Consider the following 16,791-nt stretch of genomic DNA (forward strand, 5'->3'; position numbering starts at 1 on the left):
TCCTCCGATCATTCCCGCTTTAAATTAACGCTCTCATATATATAGACGCTCACAGCCCTTTTATATTGTATGATCGCTAAATTAAATCAGAATAAACCTTCTTTAACAAGGCGATATCTTTCCCTGTTTTTGTATCCAGTGTTTTGCAAAAAGTTGTGTGGATATTTTTTACTCAACACAGCCGCAATTAGTTTTTATAAAAGATGTCCCTAAAACCTAAACAAAGTGAGCTTTCAGGGTACTGTTTCTAAGGTTTTTAATCTTTATAACTATTTGTGTATCAGTTGAATGATTGTTATTCGGTGAGTGCTTTAGAAGAGGGGTAACTACTCACCGAATGACTCACCAGTTACTTAAGAAACCGTATTGGCCGAAATCTATATTTCAGACCTGATTTCTTGTTCATCGCAATCGATTTAAGTATAAATCCAGTTCTTTTCCTGATCTCTTTTAAGAGGGTGTTTGTGTTTTTTTTGTATTGTGAGTCAGTGTTTTGTGTGGTTTCTGGTGCCCCAGCCCGGAGCGATAGAATGGGGCACCTTATGGGGTACCGGATCTGGCTGAATGTTGATTTTTCCCAAAAACAAAAATGGCCTTAAACATACGTTTAAAGCCATTTTGTGTATTTTGAATGAATACTAGCGGAGAGTGGGGGAATTGTACCCACGGTTAAAAAACCGCTTTAATATGGTGTCTGGATGGTTTGTGATTATTGACTCACCGAATCACTCACCGATCTTGTTTCTTTTGTAGTTGCAAATGCTATGAGACTAATTTACATATTAATTTTGAACTAAGCTAATCTAGTTGAAGACTGCTATCATTAAATCTAATTGATGAATTTTCTAGGCTCTATGAAACAGTATTTCATTTCCTTAAATTGGTCATACAACCTTGTTTTTCCAATTATTATCTATGTTGGCTATGGAATTAGAATTATTTTAGCTTACGTTTTTCGCACATTTTGAACCCTGTTGGAACTGGTTTGAAATTTTGATCAGGAGAGATATTATTCATCTGAAACTCTCTTAATAATTTTACTTGAATTGCTGAAACTACAAAATAGTCAATATTTCCACCTCTAATTCTTGCAACATCCCTTTTGTAGTTGTCTTTGAAAGGGGCTCTAATTCTGGTATCACCATACAATCGATTATTTACTTGAATTATAAAAGAATGTAAATCGTTAGCGGTTGACTCAACCAAAGAGTTATAAGTTTCAATGTCCTTATTCCATTCGATTAGAAATAGGCCGTCAATTTTTCCACGGAGTTTTTGCCTGTTATCAATATCTAAAAAATCGTTGCAGATTAGGCTTGAAAACGTAAATCCATTGATTGTTATTATATACTTAAATAGATTTTGAGGTATAAGTTTTAACCCTCCAATTCTACTTAAATCTCTTCCTTCGTGTATAGCTGGTACTAATTTTTCCTGAATAATTTGTACTTGGTGTGTTTGACCAAATTGTGTTATCGGTAATACATATATCATTTGGTTTTGTACAGTTGAATCATGTCTGTTTATCAAGTAATCAACTCCTGAAATCAGAGTTATACCACTTCCTTTTATTTGTTTGCTGATGCTATTTATAGCGAACTGTGGCACCGAAAGTTCCGGTAGAACTATAAAGTCAATTTTTTGGTTTTTAGTAGTTAAGATCCCATTAATCAAGTCGTATAGTCTATTTATTCGTGTAAGGTCTGGCTCCGTTCTACCCAAAACTATAGCATTCCAACTTTCATCAGCTACTTCATAGCTTGTGATTGCTATTACAGGGTCACTTTTTGAGGGATAATTGTTTATGAAAAGATGTTTATAATCACCATCTTCTGAAAATGGAATTGAAAGTTCTTTTAGGCTATACAGACGTAAAAAGCTTAAATATAAAGGGTTCTGTTTGAACATCCAGTTGTCCAGAAATCTAGTTATTTCTAAGTAATTCATTCTTCGAGTAGGAAAAAATATTGCTATAGGTATTGTGCTAACTAGTTCTCTTTCATAGATAAAGTTGATAAATATTTGATGGATTGAAGGGATCTTTTCATGTATAGTTGGCTGTTCAAGAAAAGACTCGTTATTTTTGTAGTCTATTATGTAATCTTTGATTGCTTCGGTATTAAGTAATGATTTAAATAACACCAATAGTGAACTCTGTTGTTTATCAAAAATCCCTTTTAATGGAACAAGATGCAAATCACTAATGAAAAAGTCCAATACTGTTGCTGGATTATATTTCAGTTTTGTTAGCTCTTCGCAGTTTTTAATGAAGGTGTCTACCTTAGTTTGGTTAAATAACAAGCTTCCACCACTATAGATTGCCACCTCAATGGTTTTTTTTAAATAACTTTCATATAACTCTATTTCATCAACTTGATCATGAAATACATCGAACTTCAAATAATCTATGGACTCCATTAGTGATTTCCATAGTTTTTTGAAATTTTTAAAGTCACAGTTATATATGGATAATCGAAAGACTTTTACAATGTATTGAAGATAATTTGGTAATACTTCTGGATCGATTATAAAATGAGAGGTTATTTTAAATAGATCTTGTATTCCGTCTTTCCAAAAATAATAAGGATGACTTAAAATCGATTCTTCTGCATTCCGTACAAAAAGGGCGAATTTCAATCTTTGAATACTTATGCCATCTGATTTTCTTAAACTATTTACATTCTCGGTTACATCAGATGAGGCGTGGAGAATTTCATCTGAGAATTTATCTAAATCATGATCAGAATCGGGTAGAAGCCTCCATTCACTTGAGTTTTCGTTCAATTCCTTTTCAATCTCATTTACGATAGACATACCACAGTCTTTATCCAAAAAAAAGAAACGCTCTTTGTCTCTATTAAATAAAATGGTGGTTTTAGCTGCGTAATTCATTTTGAATTGGTAGTTTTCAGAACCTTCTGGATCTTTGACAAGTTTTTTAATACGGTCGCTAAGGAAATTCCAAAATGAATTTCTATTCGTTATTCTAGGATTACTATTTAATACTAAAAATATGTCATCTACATACCTTCCATAGTATAGAGGCACTAGTTCCTGCTCTATTGAATCATCAAATTCTTTTAATACAAGGTTTGCAATTACCTTAGAGGCTGCCAGCCCAATTGGTATGCCAACATGTTTTTGTTTTTCAAAGTCTTTAGCGGTGGCAATGCTAAGGTTAGCATAAGTTTTTTCAGACCAATACTTAATGGCTTTTATTAATAGGCTATTTAGGTGTTTTTGAGAACTTGATAAGATACTCCCTCTAAGAAATTGCTCGAAAAATTTATTGCTTGATAGAAACGTTATGTCTATGTGGTGATAAAAGGACTTAATATCCGCGGTTACTGCGATTATGTCTTTCGACTGATCTAGCTTGCTTTTAATAGTGTCAAGTCCATTTTTTTGCCATTTTCGATAATCATGGATATAGGTTTTAAAATGATTTGATGGAGAATTGAACGATTCATTTATTGTATTTAACCTACTTCCGTAGCTATTAGGAGATAATTGGGTTTCAAATAAATACGCTACCTTATCTATCCATAGTGATGATATGATATGGAAATTCACATTTAAATTACTTATTATTCTGAAATCTAAATTACCAATTCTTTGTTTTTTATTCTCCCATTTGCTTTTGAAGTTTGAATAATAAACATTTTCATCTTCACTTTTTGCCTCTTTAAAATGGATTCTTTTAATGATAGGATAATAGCTTGTATCCTCGTTGAAATCACCTGTACTTACAAAATTTATATCTTCATCATTTAATTTAGCAAGTAGTTCACTTAGATTTTTGATTAGCTGTCTTTCGTATCTTTGAAAACCTAGAATTGAAACTTGCAGTTTTTCATGGAATACTTCAGATTTTGCTTTTTTGTATGCAATTATAAGGTCGTTTAGTGTTAGGTTCATTCAATTTAGATTTTTGCATGGATGATTTGTCTTTCATTAATGTTAATGAAAGCTGTAGTAGGTCGAAAATTTATGCCAGTGGAACTTTATTATAGATTATTTAGCTTATTCTGGGATGTGTGATGATATTTTGTCTAGAATGAATTTGAGTCGTTTTTTTTGTTTAACAGGTTTAAATACTCTTGGGTATGTATTAGAATAGTAGTTAATCAAACATTCCTGGTTCAATCATTTTAGGGTCGACATCTTCTGGTTTGTGGTAATAAATCTTAGAAAGTTCAAAATCGGTTGGCGCTTCACCAGCTAGCTCTTGGAAATATATTGTCCTATTATCTTTTCCAACACCGGTTATAGTAAATTTGGAATTAGGTAGGAAAAGAATCTCTTGTTCCTCTAGTGCATTTGATATAGCGGAGATATCTCTGCCGTTACCATTAGCAATCGTTTCGATTTCCCAAATCATGGGGTCATTCGTGCAGTCGTCTTTTGATGTTGATAAGAAATAAGGAACAATAATATTTAAGCCAATGTTATCCTTAAACCAGTTGAATTTTTTAAGCTCATCGTCTGCTTCTTCCCATCTATAAACTTTTCCTAAAAATGGGTTGATTTTTTGCAATGCTTTTGTTAGGCTTGTTGCAAATTTTTCTTTACATTTTGAAGAGTAATCATACCCATTGCGTTTATCGGAGTTTAGCCAACCCGAACTACTACCGGTATAAGACCATATAAAGAAACCGTCATCACCGGTTAGTTCAAGGCGTTTTAGCTCTATAACGCGAGATTCTTTTGATTCATTTTGAGAATAATCATCTAGCCATGGTTTCCATGCTTCTTCGTAAAGGGTGCGCATAGTCATACGTTTCTGATCTGTTTCTTCACCACAGGACTCTATTAATTCTTCGATGTTCATTGTTGAAAAAAATACTTTTATTAAACAAATACTACAAGTAGTGTAAGCAGGATATTGGTTGTTTATATTAAGTAATTCAAGCTTTTATAGCTTCCTAATTACCTTCTGTACATTATCTAGTTGGATGAGATTATAGTTGGACTTATTTAATCCATTAATTAATATCTCTAAATCAAGTTTCTCACCTTCATCATTGAACTGCTTATCAATTGAAGTGAAAATTATAGTCTGCCTATCAGTTATATGGGAACAAGATTTGAAAAGTTCTTTCAAGCTATTCAAATTAGTCCGATGTTGCCCAGGTTCATCAAACAGCACCAGCCCAGGATGATTGTTTCCTCTGATGAGTAATGATAATGTATAGGCCCATATGTTCCGAACGAAATCTGATGCGGATGAATTTATGCGAATAGATTGAGGTAGGGTGTCGTCTTTAAATCTCTTATAAACCGGAAAGTATTTAAAAGGCTCTTTTCGATTAATTGATATCTTAAATTTTTCGTTACTCTCGTAACCAAAATTGAATAATAAATCTTTATATGACTTTTCGAAGTCTTCTAATATTTTTTCATCCTCTTTTTCGGATTCACCTAGATTATTAATCTTGATGGTGTTATTATGATATTTCGTAGCTAAATTCTCTAAATCAGATTTCAAATCTGCTACTGATATTCTCAAATTAGTTAGATTTTCAATTTCTCTTTCAAGTTGTAGTTTTCTTACAATATCTGATTCAGAAAAAGCTCTGTCATCCGAAATTAAATCTTTCGAGATAGATTTAATTAGTATTTCTTTTTCTCGGATACTATTCTGAAAATAGCTTAAAAGAACTTCCTTTTCATTTATTGTTGATTTGAGGCTTAATAGGGATGATTCAATTAGTTTTTTCTGACTTCTCAAAAAGTTGGTATTCTCATCCAGTGTTAATTGTGGTATTCTAATGTTTTTTGTCGATATTAAATTAGTTGAAACTTCTTGAGAGCATGTTGGACAGTGATTCGCTCCTCTTTCATTAATGATATTCTCACTAAAAACCTTTTTAAGATTAAGGTGGTCCTTTATTTCTGAATTAATGATGTTTAGCTGAGTATTGAGGTTGTCGAGCTGTTTAAATTCAATATTTAGTTTGTTTTCAAATTTATCCACATAATTTTTTAGCTCAGAATATTTGTTTTTCTGGGTATTGTATTCTAATATGGCTTCCTCTCTATTTTCTTTGATTGTTGTTAATGGTTTGTTCTCCAACTCCCTTACTAGAATTTCCTTTTCAGTTATAATATCTGGTAGTGAAATTTTTTCTTCTTCTTCTTCAGATCTTGAAAACACTACACTTATCTTTTCTATTTGTGTTTTATCAATAGTTAATGCTTGAGGGATGTTGATAATTGTTGAATTTGATTGTTTTTCCAAGTAGGAAAACGACTTGACCTTTCTTGTCCATTGCTCTAAAATTAGATCCTTATCTCTGTTTAGTATGTCTTTTTGGGTTGAAAGACTTATTTCATTAAGATCAAGAAGAAATTCAATAATTTTCTCTTTTGCTTTTGTTACACCAAAGAAAGGCATCGTTGCAAAAAACTCTGACCATCCTTTAGTTTGTTCGATAAATAATGCTGAAAAAACAATTTGCAGATATAACGGACTGTATTTACTACTTCGAGAACTATTACTTACTGATGGAATAACAAGTCCGGCAAAATCACCAAGCCATGAATAAAAGCCATTTGGATCATCATTGTTTCCACGAGAATTTAAAAAATAAATCTCATGAGCTGTATTTGTATTTTTTTCTACATAAAGATTTTCTAGAGTTGAATGATAAACGCCAATATTAGTTGTCTTAGACCCATCATTATTTACTTTAATATATCTTTCTAGGCAACTAATTTTTTTTTGATCATTTTCGATTTCAAGAAGAACCTTGGAAAACTGAACTTTGTAATTGACTTCTTCATGTGTATGTATTGAAAACTCTTCTTTTAAAGCTTTGTCCAACGCTTTCTCATTGTGTGCACCTAAGAGTTCTTCCATTCCTAGTGCATAATAGATGCAGGAGTTAATTGTTGTTTTCCCCCTTGAGTTAGGCCCAGCAATAATATTGAAGCCCTGATTAAAAGAAAACTCGAATCCATATAGATCATTTATATTTTCACTCTTGTCAGTCAGGATTTCTACCCTTAGTTTGTTAATTTTAAACATATTTAACTAAATTAAAGTCCATTTTTTATTTGCAGAACTTAGCCTAGACTTAGGAATGATTCCTAAGTCCTTAATTTTTTTAATTTCACCTTGGAACAGTTCAAACTGATTTATAGAATTAACTATACCTCTTCCTTTTTCCGTTATCTTTATTTCCAAGGTATCAGTAACTAAAACTCGTTCTATGTAACCGTTTATAAAACCAAGTGCCAATACCTCATCAATTCCATGTTCAAATGTCCAAGGGACTAAATTTTTTCTGACTTGTTTTGATAGTTCATATAAAACACTATAATTTATATCATTACGTAGGCTCCAAAAGACGATATGGATAAGTTCCAAAGTCGCCTTCTTCCCATGACCACAATAATTAATTATAGCCAGCAATAAAACTACTTTGTAATAGCCATTATACCTTATTGAAACCGAAATGGGTTTCTCATCTATTATGATATTAATCATTTAGGGTAAAGTTTAAAGTGCATATTCCTAGCCATTCAATTATTTGAAACTCGGATAAATCAATATTTGTAAATTCAGGTAAAACTTTAAACTCTTCTTTTAATTCAGTTTGCAAGCGCATTTTTATGTCAATGGCTTCTTTACTTTCATTTACACTCCTCGAATAATCATCTTCTACTTGATCAACATACCTCTTTACAATGGTTTTAAATTTAGAGTATAACATAGGGTATTCATCCTCTATCGTTCTAATATTTTCCCTCATGGCTAAGAATTTTCGAATCTGTTTTGTAGTAACTTTATTGGCTTGTTCAATATCTGGATATAAAACTTTATTCTTCCCATATAACTTTTCGAAGAAACCATTGTTTTCCTTCTTGAAATTTTCAATTTCCTTTCCAGTCCTTTCTATTTCTAGGTTCTCATTCCATTTTTTTAAATTCTCAAAATCAGATAAATCAACATATTCGGTGATATATTTTTCTAAATGTTTTATTGAACAGCAATCAATATCATCGTTCCATGCTTTGTTTGTAAATACTGAATTTAGGATTCCAATTAGAAAAGGTGAATTATGTCTATAAATGAATACTCCACTACCGGAGAGGCCTTTTGCAACGGTGTGCCCACTTTCTCCAGCTTGATCAAAAGTGTCTTTTACCAATGTCACTTTAAATTTTCCTTTATCGTCACTTATAGAAAGTATCTTACCTTCAAATGGTCTATGCTGGTCAATATTTACTGCTTGATAACCGCAGAATTTAACTTCATTGTTGGATAATACCCCTCGTCCTAATTTGTATTGGTAAAGTAGTCGTTTTTCCTCTGCAAAATCTATTTCAATTAGAGCGAAATCATGTTCTAAGTTAAATTCCACTATTCTGGTACTCTTTATGTTATTAAATGGAGACGCGTAGTCGTCTTGTTTTTCAATGATGATGTTGTTAATGTCAGGTATGGTAGCTCCGAAGCAATGTGCAGCGGTTAGTACATAGAACGTTTCTTCATTTGAGAATAAGACACCACTTCCGACTATACCATTGCATTTAATTCTTACACAATATTTATCTGTTATGTTATTTGCCATAGTCTTTAAAAATTATTGCGATGTTCAGCATCCCAGTTACCATTCGTTAGATCAGCATCAATGATGAAATCTCCGATTCTGTACCTTAAATCATCAATATTGTAATTAAAGTAAATATTCAATTTTTGATCGGATCGATTAGAATTGTGAACAATCCTACCTATGGTTTCCCTAGAAGGGTGTCGATGGTTAGCTGTACCGCCATTTGTAGAAATAATGAAGTTATCACTCTTTATTAAACTTAACATAGCCTGAGAAGTGTTATTTAAACTTCCATGATGAGAAATTTTAACATAATCGGCGACTATGGGTTTTTGTTCGTTAAATCCATAGTAAATTAGGCTTTCCTCTATTATTTCAGGTCTTGCATCCGCCAGTAGTAAAATTGAAACGTCGGGGCATTTAAGCATAAATGCTATAGATGAAGCATTAAAAATATCATTATTTAATCCTTTGTCTGTAATAAAAGGGATTTGACTAAGTTCTACCAAAGATTTTGTGTAATCATCATTTACTGATGAAATTCCAATATTGTTTTGAAGTAAACTTTCAGGGCTTTGTGATTTCCAGCTTTCGTATAATGTATTTAAGATGTTCGGAGTTGGTGATAGGATAAGAAAGTTAATGCCACATTTGTCTATTTCGCCATCTTCGGTTGAAATACCTCGCAAGATTGAATTTGGTGATTTTTGAGAAATCAAAGTTTTTAATGTATCTCCTTGTTTCACACTAATTAAATTTCCTGTATCTATTTCAATCATGTCAGGATTATTTAACCAAATTTCATCAATTCTTATTTCATTTATTAAAGTGCTATTAAAAAAGGCTATTAAACCTGCAATATGATCTGAATCTATGTGGGTTAAAATCAAAATATTTATATAAGAAATATCCTCTAGCTCCTTTTTTAATGAGTATTTAAATGTTTGTGATGTTCCACCATCTATTAGAATTATAAATTCATTATTGTCAGGGTCAAAAGTTTTGATCAGGATGCAATCGCCATGATAAGCTGGTAGAACAAAAAATTCAGTTACAAATCTTTTCATGCTTTAATACTCTCCGCTTATTTTAATGGAAACAAGTCCTAGTTTGGAGAGTTCGTCGCGGAATGATATGCCTAAATTATGTTGGTAAGAGGTCGTTAAATACATATGAGTGTTAATTTTTTTTAAATATAATGAAATGTTTAATGGAGTGATAATTGACTAATAATGAAAAGTAATAGAAATAATTGATTTATTTAGCATTTAATTTATTAGTTAATTGATTATTATTACATAATAACCTTCTTTTAAATAGGTGTTTCATATTTATGGTTGAATTATGTAAGTTTTGTTAGGATGTTTTTTGTTTTGAATATTTGTTGTTCGTTGGTTAATTGGTGGTATAGTGTTGTTTTAGATTAATTTAGTTCAAAATATATGAATTTCTTTAAACCTTGTAAAGCTTTTGATTTTTCACCCCATCCATATGATGTTGGTAATCCATTTGGGTTTTGGCATAAGTATGAGGATAATCACTTTTTAAAAAAGATTTATGTTCTGAATGATGATAAATTTGAAATATTTTATCAATACCATATTGCATATGCTCTAGGGAAGGGAAGATACAACGAAGAAGCGTTCTTTATTAAGGTATGGGAGGTCGTTGATGATAGGATCAGGAACTTAAAAGCCAAAGATCCTTACTCGGCTTCACATGACCGATATATATTGTGGAGTGGAAAATTACAACGGTTCCAGAAGTACCTGAATAGTATAGATAAATGGAGTGCAAGGCCATCGCATATCATAATTGCGGAAAAGGAAGCGGTCATTCAGAAACAAAAGCAGGAAATTGAGGAGCTTCAGGCTCGTTGGGATAGCGTGAAGGGCTATGAGATATCTCAAAAGATCTGGATAAAACAAGGTTATCTGCCTACGGTGATTGATTTGTTCAAACAAATAGAAAAATTGGAAGTGCCTTCAGGTGGAAACCTGCTAAAATATGATCATCAAGTTGCTTACCCTAGAATGATTAGCAAGTATTTTACTCATGCGGGTAATGATATACCCGTTGAAACTTTGCGGAATTATTATGTGGTCAAAAAAGGTGATATTCCTGTAAAAGGGACTTCCATTCAATCAGAACATAAGATTTTCAAGATTGTCCCTGTAAAAGAAACGAAAAAATAACAACCGGTTTAAGATTTGCATATGACCAGAACGATCGGGTGGTCATGGTTTGGGGTGTCTAATGCTCCACATTTGCCTTGTAAACTTAAAAAGGAGGTAACATGCAGATCGAAATTCTCAGCAAGGAAGAATTGCTACAGTTCAAGTCCGAACTTATTCAGGAGATTAAACAAGCCATCAAATCAGATGATGCGCCAGTCAAACAATGGCTTCGAAGTTCAGAAGTCAGGACACTATTAAAGATTTCATCCGGTACACTACAAAACCTTCGGATCAAAGGCATCCTGCCTTATGAAAAGATAGGGGGTATCTTTTACTATGCCTATTCTGATATTGTCCAGTTGTTAGGTGAAATCGGGAACTCATGATGGATACAGGAAACCGACTCAGCAGTTTTTTAAAACTAGCTAGTAAGCATAAACGCTTCCATCAATCACATTTAAGCCTTTATTCAGCTATACTGATGTGTTATGCGCAGGGACTGTGTCAAAATCCTTTCAGGATATCCAGAAGCAAACTGATGAAACATTCAGCGATCCATTCATTTGCTACATACCACAAGTGCATGGGTGATTTTGTGAGCGAAGGCTTCCTTGATTACGAACCTTCCTATCATCCCAAGCTGGGTAGTCAGGTCACATTGTTAAATGACAATGATGCAGGCGCGGATGGTTAGGCTCCATACAGGTCAGGTCCTTTTCCTCTTTCAGGAAAAGGAGCAAGCAGGAATTGGGCAGTAGCCCTATTCTATGCTCGTATGCGTTGCAAACGGGCTTGTAAGAATCCTCCGAGGATTCTTTGGCCTCCGGCAGGTATCAAGGGGGCAGAAAAAGGAATGTTCACTAGGGTGCAGATGTTAAATGAATATAACACTGCACGCTTTTAAATCAAAACAAGATGCAAGAAGAACAATTCAGAACGGTGAAATACTCACTAGCGGTAGACCTGAAATTTGACAAGATTGCCCTGAAATTAGGGAGAGCTAAAAGACGTCTGTTCATTCAGATGGTAGAATACTTCTACCGGAATAAGAAAGACCCTGCTGATTTTAATGATGAGTTATTAAAGAATACCCTGCTCAAACAGCATCAACAATACATTGGCTTTATCAAAGTGCAGGAGTCGGAGTATTTTGATCCTATAAGGGTAGAAATAAACCGGATGGCTGAGCGTCAAAGGAACATCCTGAATCTTTTTAATACCCAGGTACTGAAATCAAACGAACAGTTGTTCCAGAATCAAAATGAGATGCTCAGTCAGCAACAAATGCAAATAGCGAAGTTTAGCCAAACTGATTCCCTGATCGCAAGGGTAGAAGTAAAACTGTATACCAAGGAGAGGCTGAAACAGGAGTTTGCCCTTATTCTGGAAAACTATGTTAAAGCCAGGGAGGCTTTGGGGCTCATGTTCTCCGGCAAGGAAAAAGAGGCGCTGCTCACTAAGGTGATGGCACAAGTTAGGGGATTATAGCTATGTATCTAAATATCTCAGATAGCAGTACAGCTAATAACAAAGGCAGTAGTGGTACACTTGTTCATTATCTGGAAAAGGAAAATAGGGTCTTAGAACTAGAAAACCCTGAACGCTGGTTTAACCAAAAGCATTCCGATATAGAGCCTTATGAAGCTCGCAGGACGATTGATCAGAATATAGCCAAGCTCAGTAAAACTGATGCCAAGTTTTTTCTAATCAATATCAGTCCCAGCCAAAAGGAGATTGCCCATCTTAAAGCGTGTTTCGGGGCAGAGGGTGCAAAAACTCAGCTCAAAGCGTATGCAAAAAAGGTGATGGATGAATATGCCAGGAATTTCAACCGTGAAGGGATTAACAGTAGTAAAGATTTGATCTGGTTTGCCAAACTGGAAAACCACAGGTATTATAGTTACAAAGACAAAGAAGTCAAGGAGGGAACCAAAAAGCGGGGAGAACTGAAGGCAGGAGATCAGATGCACGTTCAGGTAATCGTCAGCAGGAAGGATGCCAGTAATAAAATTAAGCTGAGTCCGATGAACAATTCCAGAGGAAAGAATGTAGAACATTCCAAAAAGTTAGGGCAATTTGATCGGATGAAATTCAAACAGTCCGGTGAAACCTGTTTTGATAAGTTCTTTGATTTTGACAGAAAGCTAGGTGATACATTTGCCTACGCCAAAATTCAAAAGAACGGGACTTTCGAACAACGAATGCAGTTAAGTACTTTGGTACAGGGATCTGCAGTAAATACCGAGTCCCGAGATTTGGCGGTACAGCTGATCAAGTCGGTGGCCGAAGGCACGTTTTTAAGCACCACCACCATGTTGGAAAGTGTCGGAAAAACAGCAGGAGATTTTATGAAAATCCTACTGGCACCTGTTTCCCAAGGAGTGGCAATAGGAGGCGGTTCTGATGGATTACCTGTGAAACCGAAAAAGAAGAAAAAAAAGAAAGGCCAACAACAGGAGCAGGAATTACAAATAAGCCGTTAAACAGGCAAGGTGTTTTGCAGGAGCGTTTCCCCACGCTCAAGGAGTGGCCTGCAAAATACCCTGCCCGCTTTGGCCTTTACACAATTTTGCGGGGGGATTTACGAAAAAAAACAGTGGACTAAAAAATGAAGGAAGCCTACTGATCAAGGTGCATTGCTTTTAAACTTCCAGAAGTTGGATTCTGATAGGCCAGCGTGCCTTGTTCAAATTCAAAGAGTTGTTCCATAAGTACTACTTTTTCGTATGGAATATCCTTGCTTTCCTCTATTAGAATCCTCCGATAATTATGAAAGGTATTCATGGAAATTCCCAGCAGTTCTGGGAGCAGGATCATGGCTTTACGGTATTGCAATATGTTTAGCGCGTGTAAGTACTCATTGATTCTATATTTGGTGATTGGCTTGTTCATGATCTTTGATTTTTAAATGGGTTAATAATCATTGGATATTGGAAGCAGACCATTTTTAGCAGATCAAGCTATAGAAATGCAGGGAAAAAAATGATCTTTCCTTTGTGCTTAATTGGTGCTTTCAAGCCGTTGTTTTTCTATCTGAATGAAGGACGCGTTTAAAAAACCAATCAGCTGGGTATAAAACAAGAGCATACCGATAGTCTGATTGCTGTCGTATTCAGCGGTATGGTATGTCCATCCTTTATACAGTTCCCAGACCAGATCCCTGCATTCATGAATAGGGGTATTGTCGAAGAATTCAGTGAGTAAATTTTCAGGATTTTGCAGTTCATCATCGGATAAACGTGCAGGCTGGTAATCCAGCTTTCTTAGGATTTCTTGCATGGTGATTGTTTTATGGGTTTTAATTGGACATTTCTTTAGTAGTCGCTTTCTTAAATTCATACAAGCTTTCCAGTTGGCTGATGAAATCCTGAAACTGCGTACTGTAATGTTTTTTAAGTATGCAAATGCTGAAATGGCGTGCTTCAAAAAATGCGCTGAGTTGGTAATCCGCCAAAGTGCCCAGCAGATAAAGTTTCATTGGTTCTTTTAAGCCACGTAGAAAAAATACAGGGTTTTCTGTCTCTGGTACTAAGGTTTTATTCCCAATTCGAAAACGCATCTTTAATTCATAGTAATCACCTTTATCCAGCCATTGAAAGTAAATCTCAGGGATTTCTTTGGCAAATACGCAGGGGATTAAGTACTTCTTAAATGGTTTTGGTTCCAGATTTTTCATGCCATAGGTCATGAAGTAATGGGTGTAGGCTTGTGATTCAAGCATAGGATATGCCTCTTGCCATAAATAGAAAAGCTGATCTCTTCTTTCCATATTTTGATTGTAGATTTCCTGTTTTTCTGCCTTAGTATGGCGGAATTGTGTGTTTTGCATCTCAGCAAGCGCCTTCATTTTTACCAGTAGCGGATGGAGTTGGGTTTGGATAGGGCTGTACTGCGGTTCTGCTGAAGGTTCGGCATCTTTAATGAAATAGGAATAGCTTTTTATGGTCTCTTTATTCTTGCCGACTTTTCCAAGGTAAGAGATCAGAAAAGGGTAATGGTTAGGACGGTAGGGAGCAAAAGTGGTGTCGGCGAGACAATACCCGATCACACAATTGCTTGTGGAAATATCGGTCTGCGTAATGGGGAATCTCTTTGTGCGGGCAGGGTAAAGGGTATCTTTAAACGGATAGTAAAGTTTGGACTCCGGTTTATAGAAATAAGAATATTGCGCTTTTAGCCCAACGTTCATTCCCCATCTGTCGTTGATGACGTTAAGATATTTGCTTTTACCAGTTTTGGGATGGAAGAAATCCGGCCAGTAAAACTCTTTAAAATCACATTCTCCGCTATGGTTCATTAAATCCTGTAAGGCGTAATAAGCATAACGGCTGAGATAGCTTTCGCTGGTGTCTACACTACAGCCGACCAGTAGTTCAGTTGGTTTGACCTGTAGATACACCATTTCTTCTTTCTCCTCCCCAAGCGTAATCCCAATAGTGAGGATCTCGCTCTGAAAGGAGATTTTCCTTTGTTTGATGTACAGAAATGGCTTTCTGGTTCTCCTGAATGCAGAATGTTGGTTTAAAGTTTCCAGACTGAGTATTACAGTCCCTTTTTCCAGCGGAAGATGAAAAAAGTCGATGCCCTGAGGCAGTAATTGTTGCATTTCCATATTTGATCTTATTTAATTTCTCATTAAATAAGCCATAGGTAAGTGGGATGCCGGAAATAAAATAAGGCTGGTAACTCACTTAATCTAGTGTAACAAGGCTCTGACAAAGCCACCTTCTCTTTCGAAAAGGTTCCCACAAAAGACATAAGCGAGCACCAGCCCTATAGCAAATATAGGGTTTTGGTTGCTCAACTTAGACTCGCGGGGTTAAACTGTCAGATTTAGTTGCGAGGCTTGTAAAGCAATTCCTTGTCACCGATTTTAGAACTGCAAATTTTTAGTTTCTTCGTTCATTTTTTAGTTAATCTAATGTAAGAACAAAAACTTGTAATAGCAAATTTGCTATTAATATATTTACTTTATAACTGTCTATTTGTTTGGTGAAGTATTTAAAAGACGAAGAATTTATTAAGAAGTTTGGACAGAAGTTAAAACAAGTCCGTGAAGGGCAGGGGATTTCTCAGGAACAATTTTCCTTGCTTACGGATATATCGCAAAGCCAAATTGCCAGAACAGAGTTAGGGCAGGTTAATACCAGTATTAGCCATGCTTCCACTTATGCCAAGTTTCTCAAAATTAATCCGATGGAGCTTTTCGATTTCTCTGATTTAAAAGAAAAGAAATAATCATTTATTTTTTATAACCAATAAGCTATGATTTTATGGGTACAGCATTAATAATAGGTGATAGATTTGAAGGGGTATTATTAGAAACGTTTGTTGGAGAGAAATCATCTCGCCCAAGGGTGAGACCTTTAGAGTATTTCGATAAAGATATTCGAGTTGAATTTCCTAGACATTTAAGAGATGATAATCCTATAGGTACTAGATTTACAGCAGATGTAAAAGTTGCACAGAAAACTATGAATATGCGACCTCATGGTCAACACTATCTAGTCGCATCTGAACCCAGTATTATTAAAGTGGAAAGCTTTAAAACTACAAGCCAGCTTATACCAATAAAATTGAATACAGCGAGTGATCGAGCTTATAAATACATTGAGGAAGAGTTTAAGTCGAAAGTGAATTTGATTAGTTTTAATGAGTTTAGAATTAAAGTTTATGGAGTAGCTACCAATAATCCTGATAAAAAAAATGTTATCAGTACTACAGTCAATAGGCTAGATTTAATAAAAACTTATGCACTTTCAAGAGCAAAAGGTAATTGTGAAGGTTGTAATAAGGAAGCCCCATTCTTAAAGCGAAATGGACAACCTTACCTAGAGGTTCATCATATTGATGAATTAGGGAAAGGAGGTAGTGATTCTCCAAAAAATGTTATAGCCTTATGTCCCAATTGTCATGCTCGTATTACACATGGTGCAGATGGTATAGGATTTAATGAGCTTTTAAAAACTAAGGTAATTGAGATTGAGAATAAATTTGAATAAGATAATTTCATCGGGTTTGAATAAAAAGAAAAGCGGAAATGATCTCCGATC

16 protein-coding genes are annotated in these 16,791 nt (G+C 34.7%); 7 read left to right on the forward strand and 9 right to left on the reverse strand.

What is annotated here, in order from left to right; translation table 11 throughout:
* Nucleotides 1–936: 936 nt before the first annotated feature.
* The 6 genes from R2Q66_RS23660 to R2Q66_RS23685 form a co-directional block, all read right to left on the reverse strand.
* Nucleotides 937–3,918, reverse strand: a complete 2,982-nt coding sequence (locus R2Q66_RS23660; RefSeq protein WP_316753897.1) for an RNA-directed DNA polymerase — start codon at nucleotides 3,916–3,918, stop codon at nucleotides 937–939.
* A 205-nt stretch (nucleotides 3,919–4,123) separates the two neighbouring features.
* Complete coding sequence (locus R2Q66_RS23665; protein WP_316753899.1) at nucleotides 4,124–4,831, reverse strand: hypothetical protein; 708 nt, start codon at nucleotides 4,829–4,831, stop codon at nucleotides 4,124–4,126.
* Nucleotides 4,832–4,915: 84 nt separating this feature from the next.
* Nucleotides 4,916–7,030, reverse strand: coding sequence for an AAA family ATPase (locus R2Q66_RS23670; protein WP_316753901.1), 2,115 nt, complete (start codon nucleotides 7,028–7,030; stop codon nucleotides 4,916–4,918).
* Nucleotides 7,031–7,036: 6 nt separating this feature from the next.
* Nucleotides 7,037–7,492, reverse strand: a complete 456-nt coding sequence (locus R2Q66_RS23675; protein ID WP_316753903.1) for a hypothetical protein — start codon at nucleotides 7,490–7,492, stop codon at nucleotides 7,037–7,039.
* Nucleotides 7,485–8,579, reverse strand: coding sequence for a hypothetical protein (locus R2Q66_RS23680; RefSeq protein ID WP_316753905.1), 1,095 nt, complete (start codon nucleotides 8,577–8,579; stop codon nucleotides 7,485–7,487). Before R2Q66_RS23680 ends, R2Q66_RS23675 begins: the two co-directional genes overlap by 8 nt.
* Nucleotides 8,580–8,584: 5 nt before the next feature.
* Nucleotides 8,585–9,628 carry a ComEC/Rec2 family competence protein gene (locus R2Q66_RS23685; protein ID WP_316753907.1) on the reverse strand — a complete coding sequence of 348 codons (1,044 nt, stop codon included), beginning with the start codon at nucleotides 9,626–9,628 and terminating at the stop codon, nucleotides 8,585–8,587.
* 375 nt (nucleotides 9,629–10,003) lie between these two features.
* On the opposite strand from R2Q66_RS23685, the gene R2Q66_RS23690 reads away from it, so the two are divergent.
* The 5 genes from R2Q66_RS23690 (at nucleotide 10,004) to R2Q66_RS23710 (ending at nucleotide 13,221) form a co-directional block, all read left to right on the forward strand.
* A complete protein-coding gene (locus R2Q66_RS23690) occupies nucleotides 10,004–10,756 on the forward strand; it encodes a hypothetical protein (protein WP_316753909.1) in 753 nt (250 codons plus the stop codon).
* A gap of 101 nt (nucleotides 10,757–10,857) precedes the next feature.
* Nucleotides 10,858–11,124: a helix-turn-helix domain-containing protein gene (locus R2Q66_RS23695; protein WP_316753911.1), complete on the forward strand. Its 267-nt coding sequence runs from the start codon at nucleotides 10,858–10,860 to the stop codon at nucleotides 11,122–11,124.
* Nucleotides 11,121–11,432: a hypothetical protein gene (locus R2Q66_RS23700; RefSeq protein ID WP_316753913.1), complete on the forward strand. Its 312-nt coding sequence runs from the start codon at nucleotides 11,121–11,123 to the stop codon at nucleotides 11,430–11,432. The genes R2Q66_RS23695 and R2Q66_RS23700 overlap by 4 nt, the downstream gene beginning before the upstream one ends.
* A gap of 221 nt (nucleotides 11,433–11,653) precedes the next feature.
* Nucleotides 11,654–12,226 (forward strand): BfmA/BtgA family mobilization protein, encoded by a 573-nt coding sequence (locus R2Q66_RS23705; protein WP_316753915.1) that lies wholly within the window; start codon nucleotides 11,654–11,656, stop codon nucleotides 12,224–12,226.
* A 2-nt stretch (nucleotides 12,227–12,228) separates the two neighbouring features.
* Entirely contained in the window at nucleotides 12,229–13,221 is a 993-nt protein-coding gene (locus R2Q66_RS23710; protein WP_316753917.1) for a DUF5712 family protein, read from the forward strand.
* Between the two features lie 136 nt (nucleotides 13,222–13,357).
* Here the strand turns inward: R2Q66_RS23710 and R2Q66_RS23715 are convergent, their stop codons facing one another.
* The 3 genes from R2Q66_RS23715 to R2Q66_RS23725 form a co-directional block, all read right to left on the reverse strand.
* Entirely contained in the window at nucleotides 13,358–13,630 is a 273-nt protein-coding gene (locus tag R2Q66_RS23715; protein ID WP_316753919.1) for a hypothetical protein, read from the reverse strand.
* A 108-nt stretch (nucleotides 13,631–13,738) separates the two neighbouring features.
* Nucleotides 13,739–14,017: a hypothetical protein gene (locus R2Q66_RS23720; protein ID WP_222537855.1), complete on the reverse strand. Its 279-nt coding sequence runs from the start codon at nucleotides 14,015–14,017 to the stop codon at nucleotides 13,739–13,741.
* Between the two features lie 19 nt (nucleotides 14,018–14,036).
* Nucleotides 14,037–15,350 carry a hypothetical protein gene (locus R2Q66_RS23725; RefSeq protein ID WP_316753924.1) on the reverse strand — a complete coding sequence of 438 codons (1,314 nt, stop codon included), beginning with the start codon at nucleotides 15,348–15,350 and terminating at the stop codon, nucleotides 14,037–14,039.
* 380 nt (nucleotides 15,351–15,730) lie between these two features.
* Here R2Q66_RS23725 and R2Q66_RS23730 point away from each other — a divergent pair, with 380 nt between their 5' ends.
* Complete coding sequence (locus R2Q66_RS23730) at nucleotides 15,731–15,976, forward strand: helix-turn-helix transcriptional regulator (protein WP_316753928.1); 246 nt, start codon at nucleotides 15,731–15,733, stop codon at nucleotides 15,974–15,976.
* 35 nt (nucleotides 15,977–16,011) lie between these two features.
* Nucleotides 16,012–16,740 (forward strand): HNH endonuclease, encoded by a 729-nt coding sequence (locus tag R2Q66_RS23735; RefSeq protein WP_316753926.1) that lies wholly within the window; start codon nucleotides 16,012–16,014, stop codon nucleotides 16,738–16,740.
* Nucleotides 16,741–16,791 lie beyond the last annotated feature (51 nt).

Origin of the sequence: Pedobacter gandavensis, assembly GCF_032677645.1 — a bacterium.
GTDB lineage: Bacteria > Bacteroidota > Bacteroidia > Sphingobacteriales > Sphingobacteriaceae > Pedobacter > Pedobacter gandavensis_A.

Coding starts and splice junctions, on each gene's coding strand:
- R2Q66_RS23715 (WP_316753919.1), bottom strand. CDS start 13,630: ATGAACAAGCCAATCACCAAATATAGAATCAATGAGTACTTACACGCG.
- R2Q66_RS23690 (WP_316753909.1), top strand. CDS start 10,004: ATGAATTTCTTTAAACCTTGTAAAGCTTTTGATTTTTCACCCCATCCA.
- R2Q66_RS23705 (WP_316753915.1), top strand. CDS start 11,654: ATGCAAGAAGAACAATTCAGAACGGTGAAATACTCACTAGCGGTAGAC.
- R2Q66_RS23735 (WP_316753926.1), top strand. CDS start 16,012: ATGGGTACAGCATTAATAATAGGTGATAGATTTGAAGGGGTATTATTA.
- R2Q66_RS23675 (WP_316753903.1), bottom strand. CDS start 7,492: ATGATTAATATCATAATAGATGAGAAACCCATTTCGGTTTCAATAAGG.
- R2Q66_RS23685 (WP_316753907.1), bottom strand. CDS start 9,628: ATGAAAAGATTTGTAACTGAATTTTTTGTTCTACCAGCTTATCATGGC.
- R2Q66_RS23680 (WP_316753905.1), bottom strand. CDS start 8,579: ATGGCAAATAACATAACAGATAAATATTGTGTAAGAATTAAATGCAAT.
- R2Q66_RS23660 (WP_316753897.1), bottom strand. CDS start 3,918: ATGAACCTAACACTAAACGACCTTATAATTGCATACAAAAAAGCAAAA.
- R2Q66_RS23710 (WP_316753917.1), top strand. CDS start 12,229: ATGTATCTAAATATCTCAGATAGCAGTACAGCTAATAACAAAGGCAGT.
- R2Q66_RS23725 (WP_316753924.1), bottom strand. CDS start 15,350: ATGGAAATGCAACAATTACTGCCTCAGGGCATCGACTTTTTTCATCTT.
- R2Q66_RS23695 (WP_316753911.1), top strand. CDS start 10,858: ATGCAGATCGAAATTCTCAGCAAGGAAGAATTGCTACAGTTCAAGTCC.
- R2Q66_RS23720 (WP_222537855.1), bottom strand. CDS start 14,017: ATGCAAGAAATCCTAAGAAAGCTGGATTACCAGCCTGCACGTTTATCC.
- R2Q66_RS23700 (WP_316753913.1), top strand. CDS start 11,121: ATGATGGATACAGGAAACCGACTCAGCAGTTTTTTAAAACTAGCTAGT.
- R2Q66_RS23665 (WP_316753899.1), bottom strand. CDS start 4,831: ATGAACATCGAAGAATTAATAGAGTCCTGTGGTGAAGAAACAGATCAG.
- R2Q66_RS23670 (WP_316753901.1), bottom strand. CDS start 7,030: ATGTTTAAAATTAACAAACTAAGGGTAGAAATCCTGACTGACAAGAGT.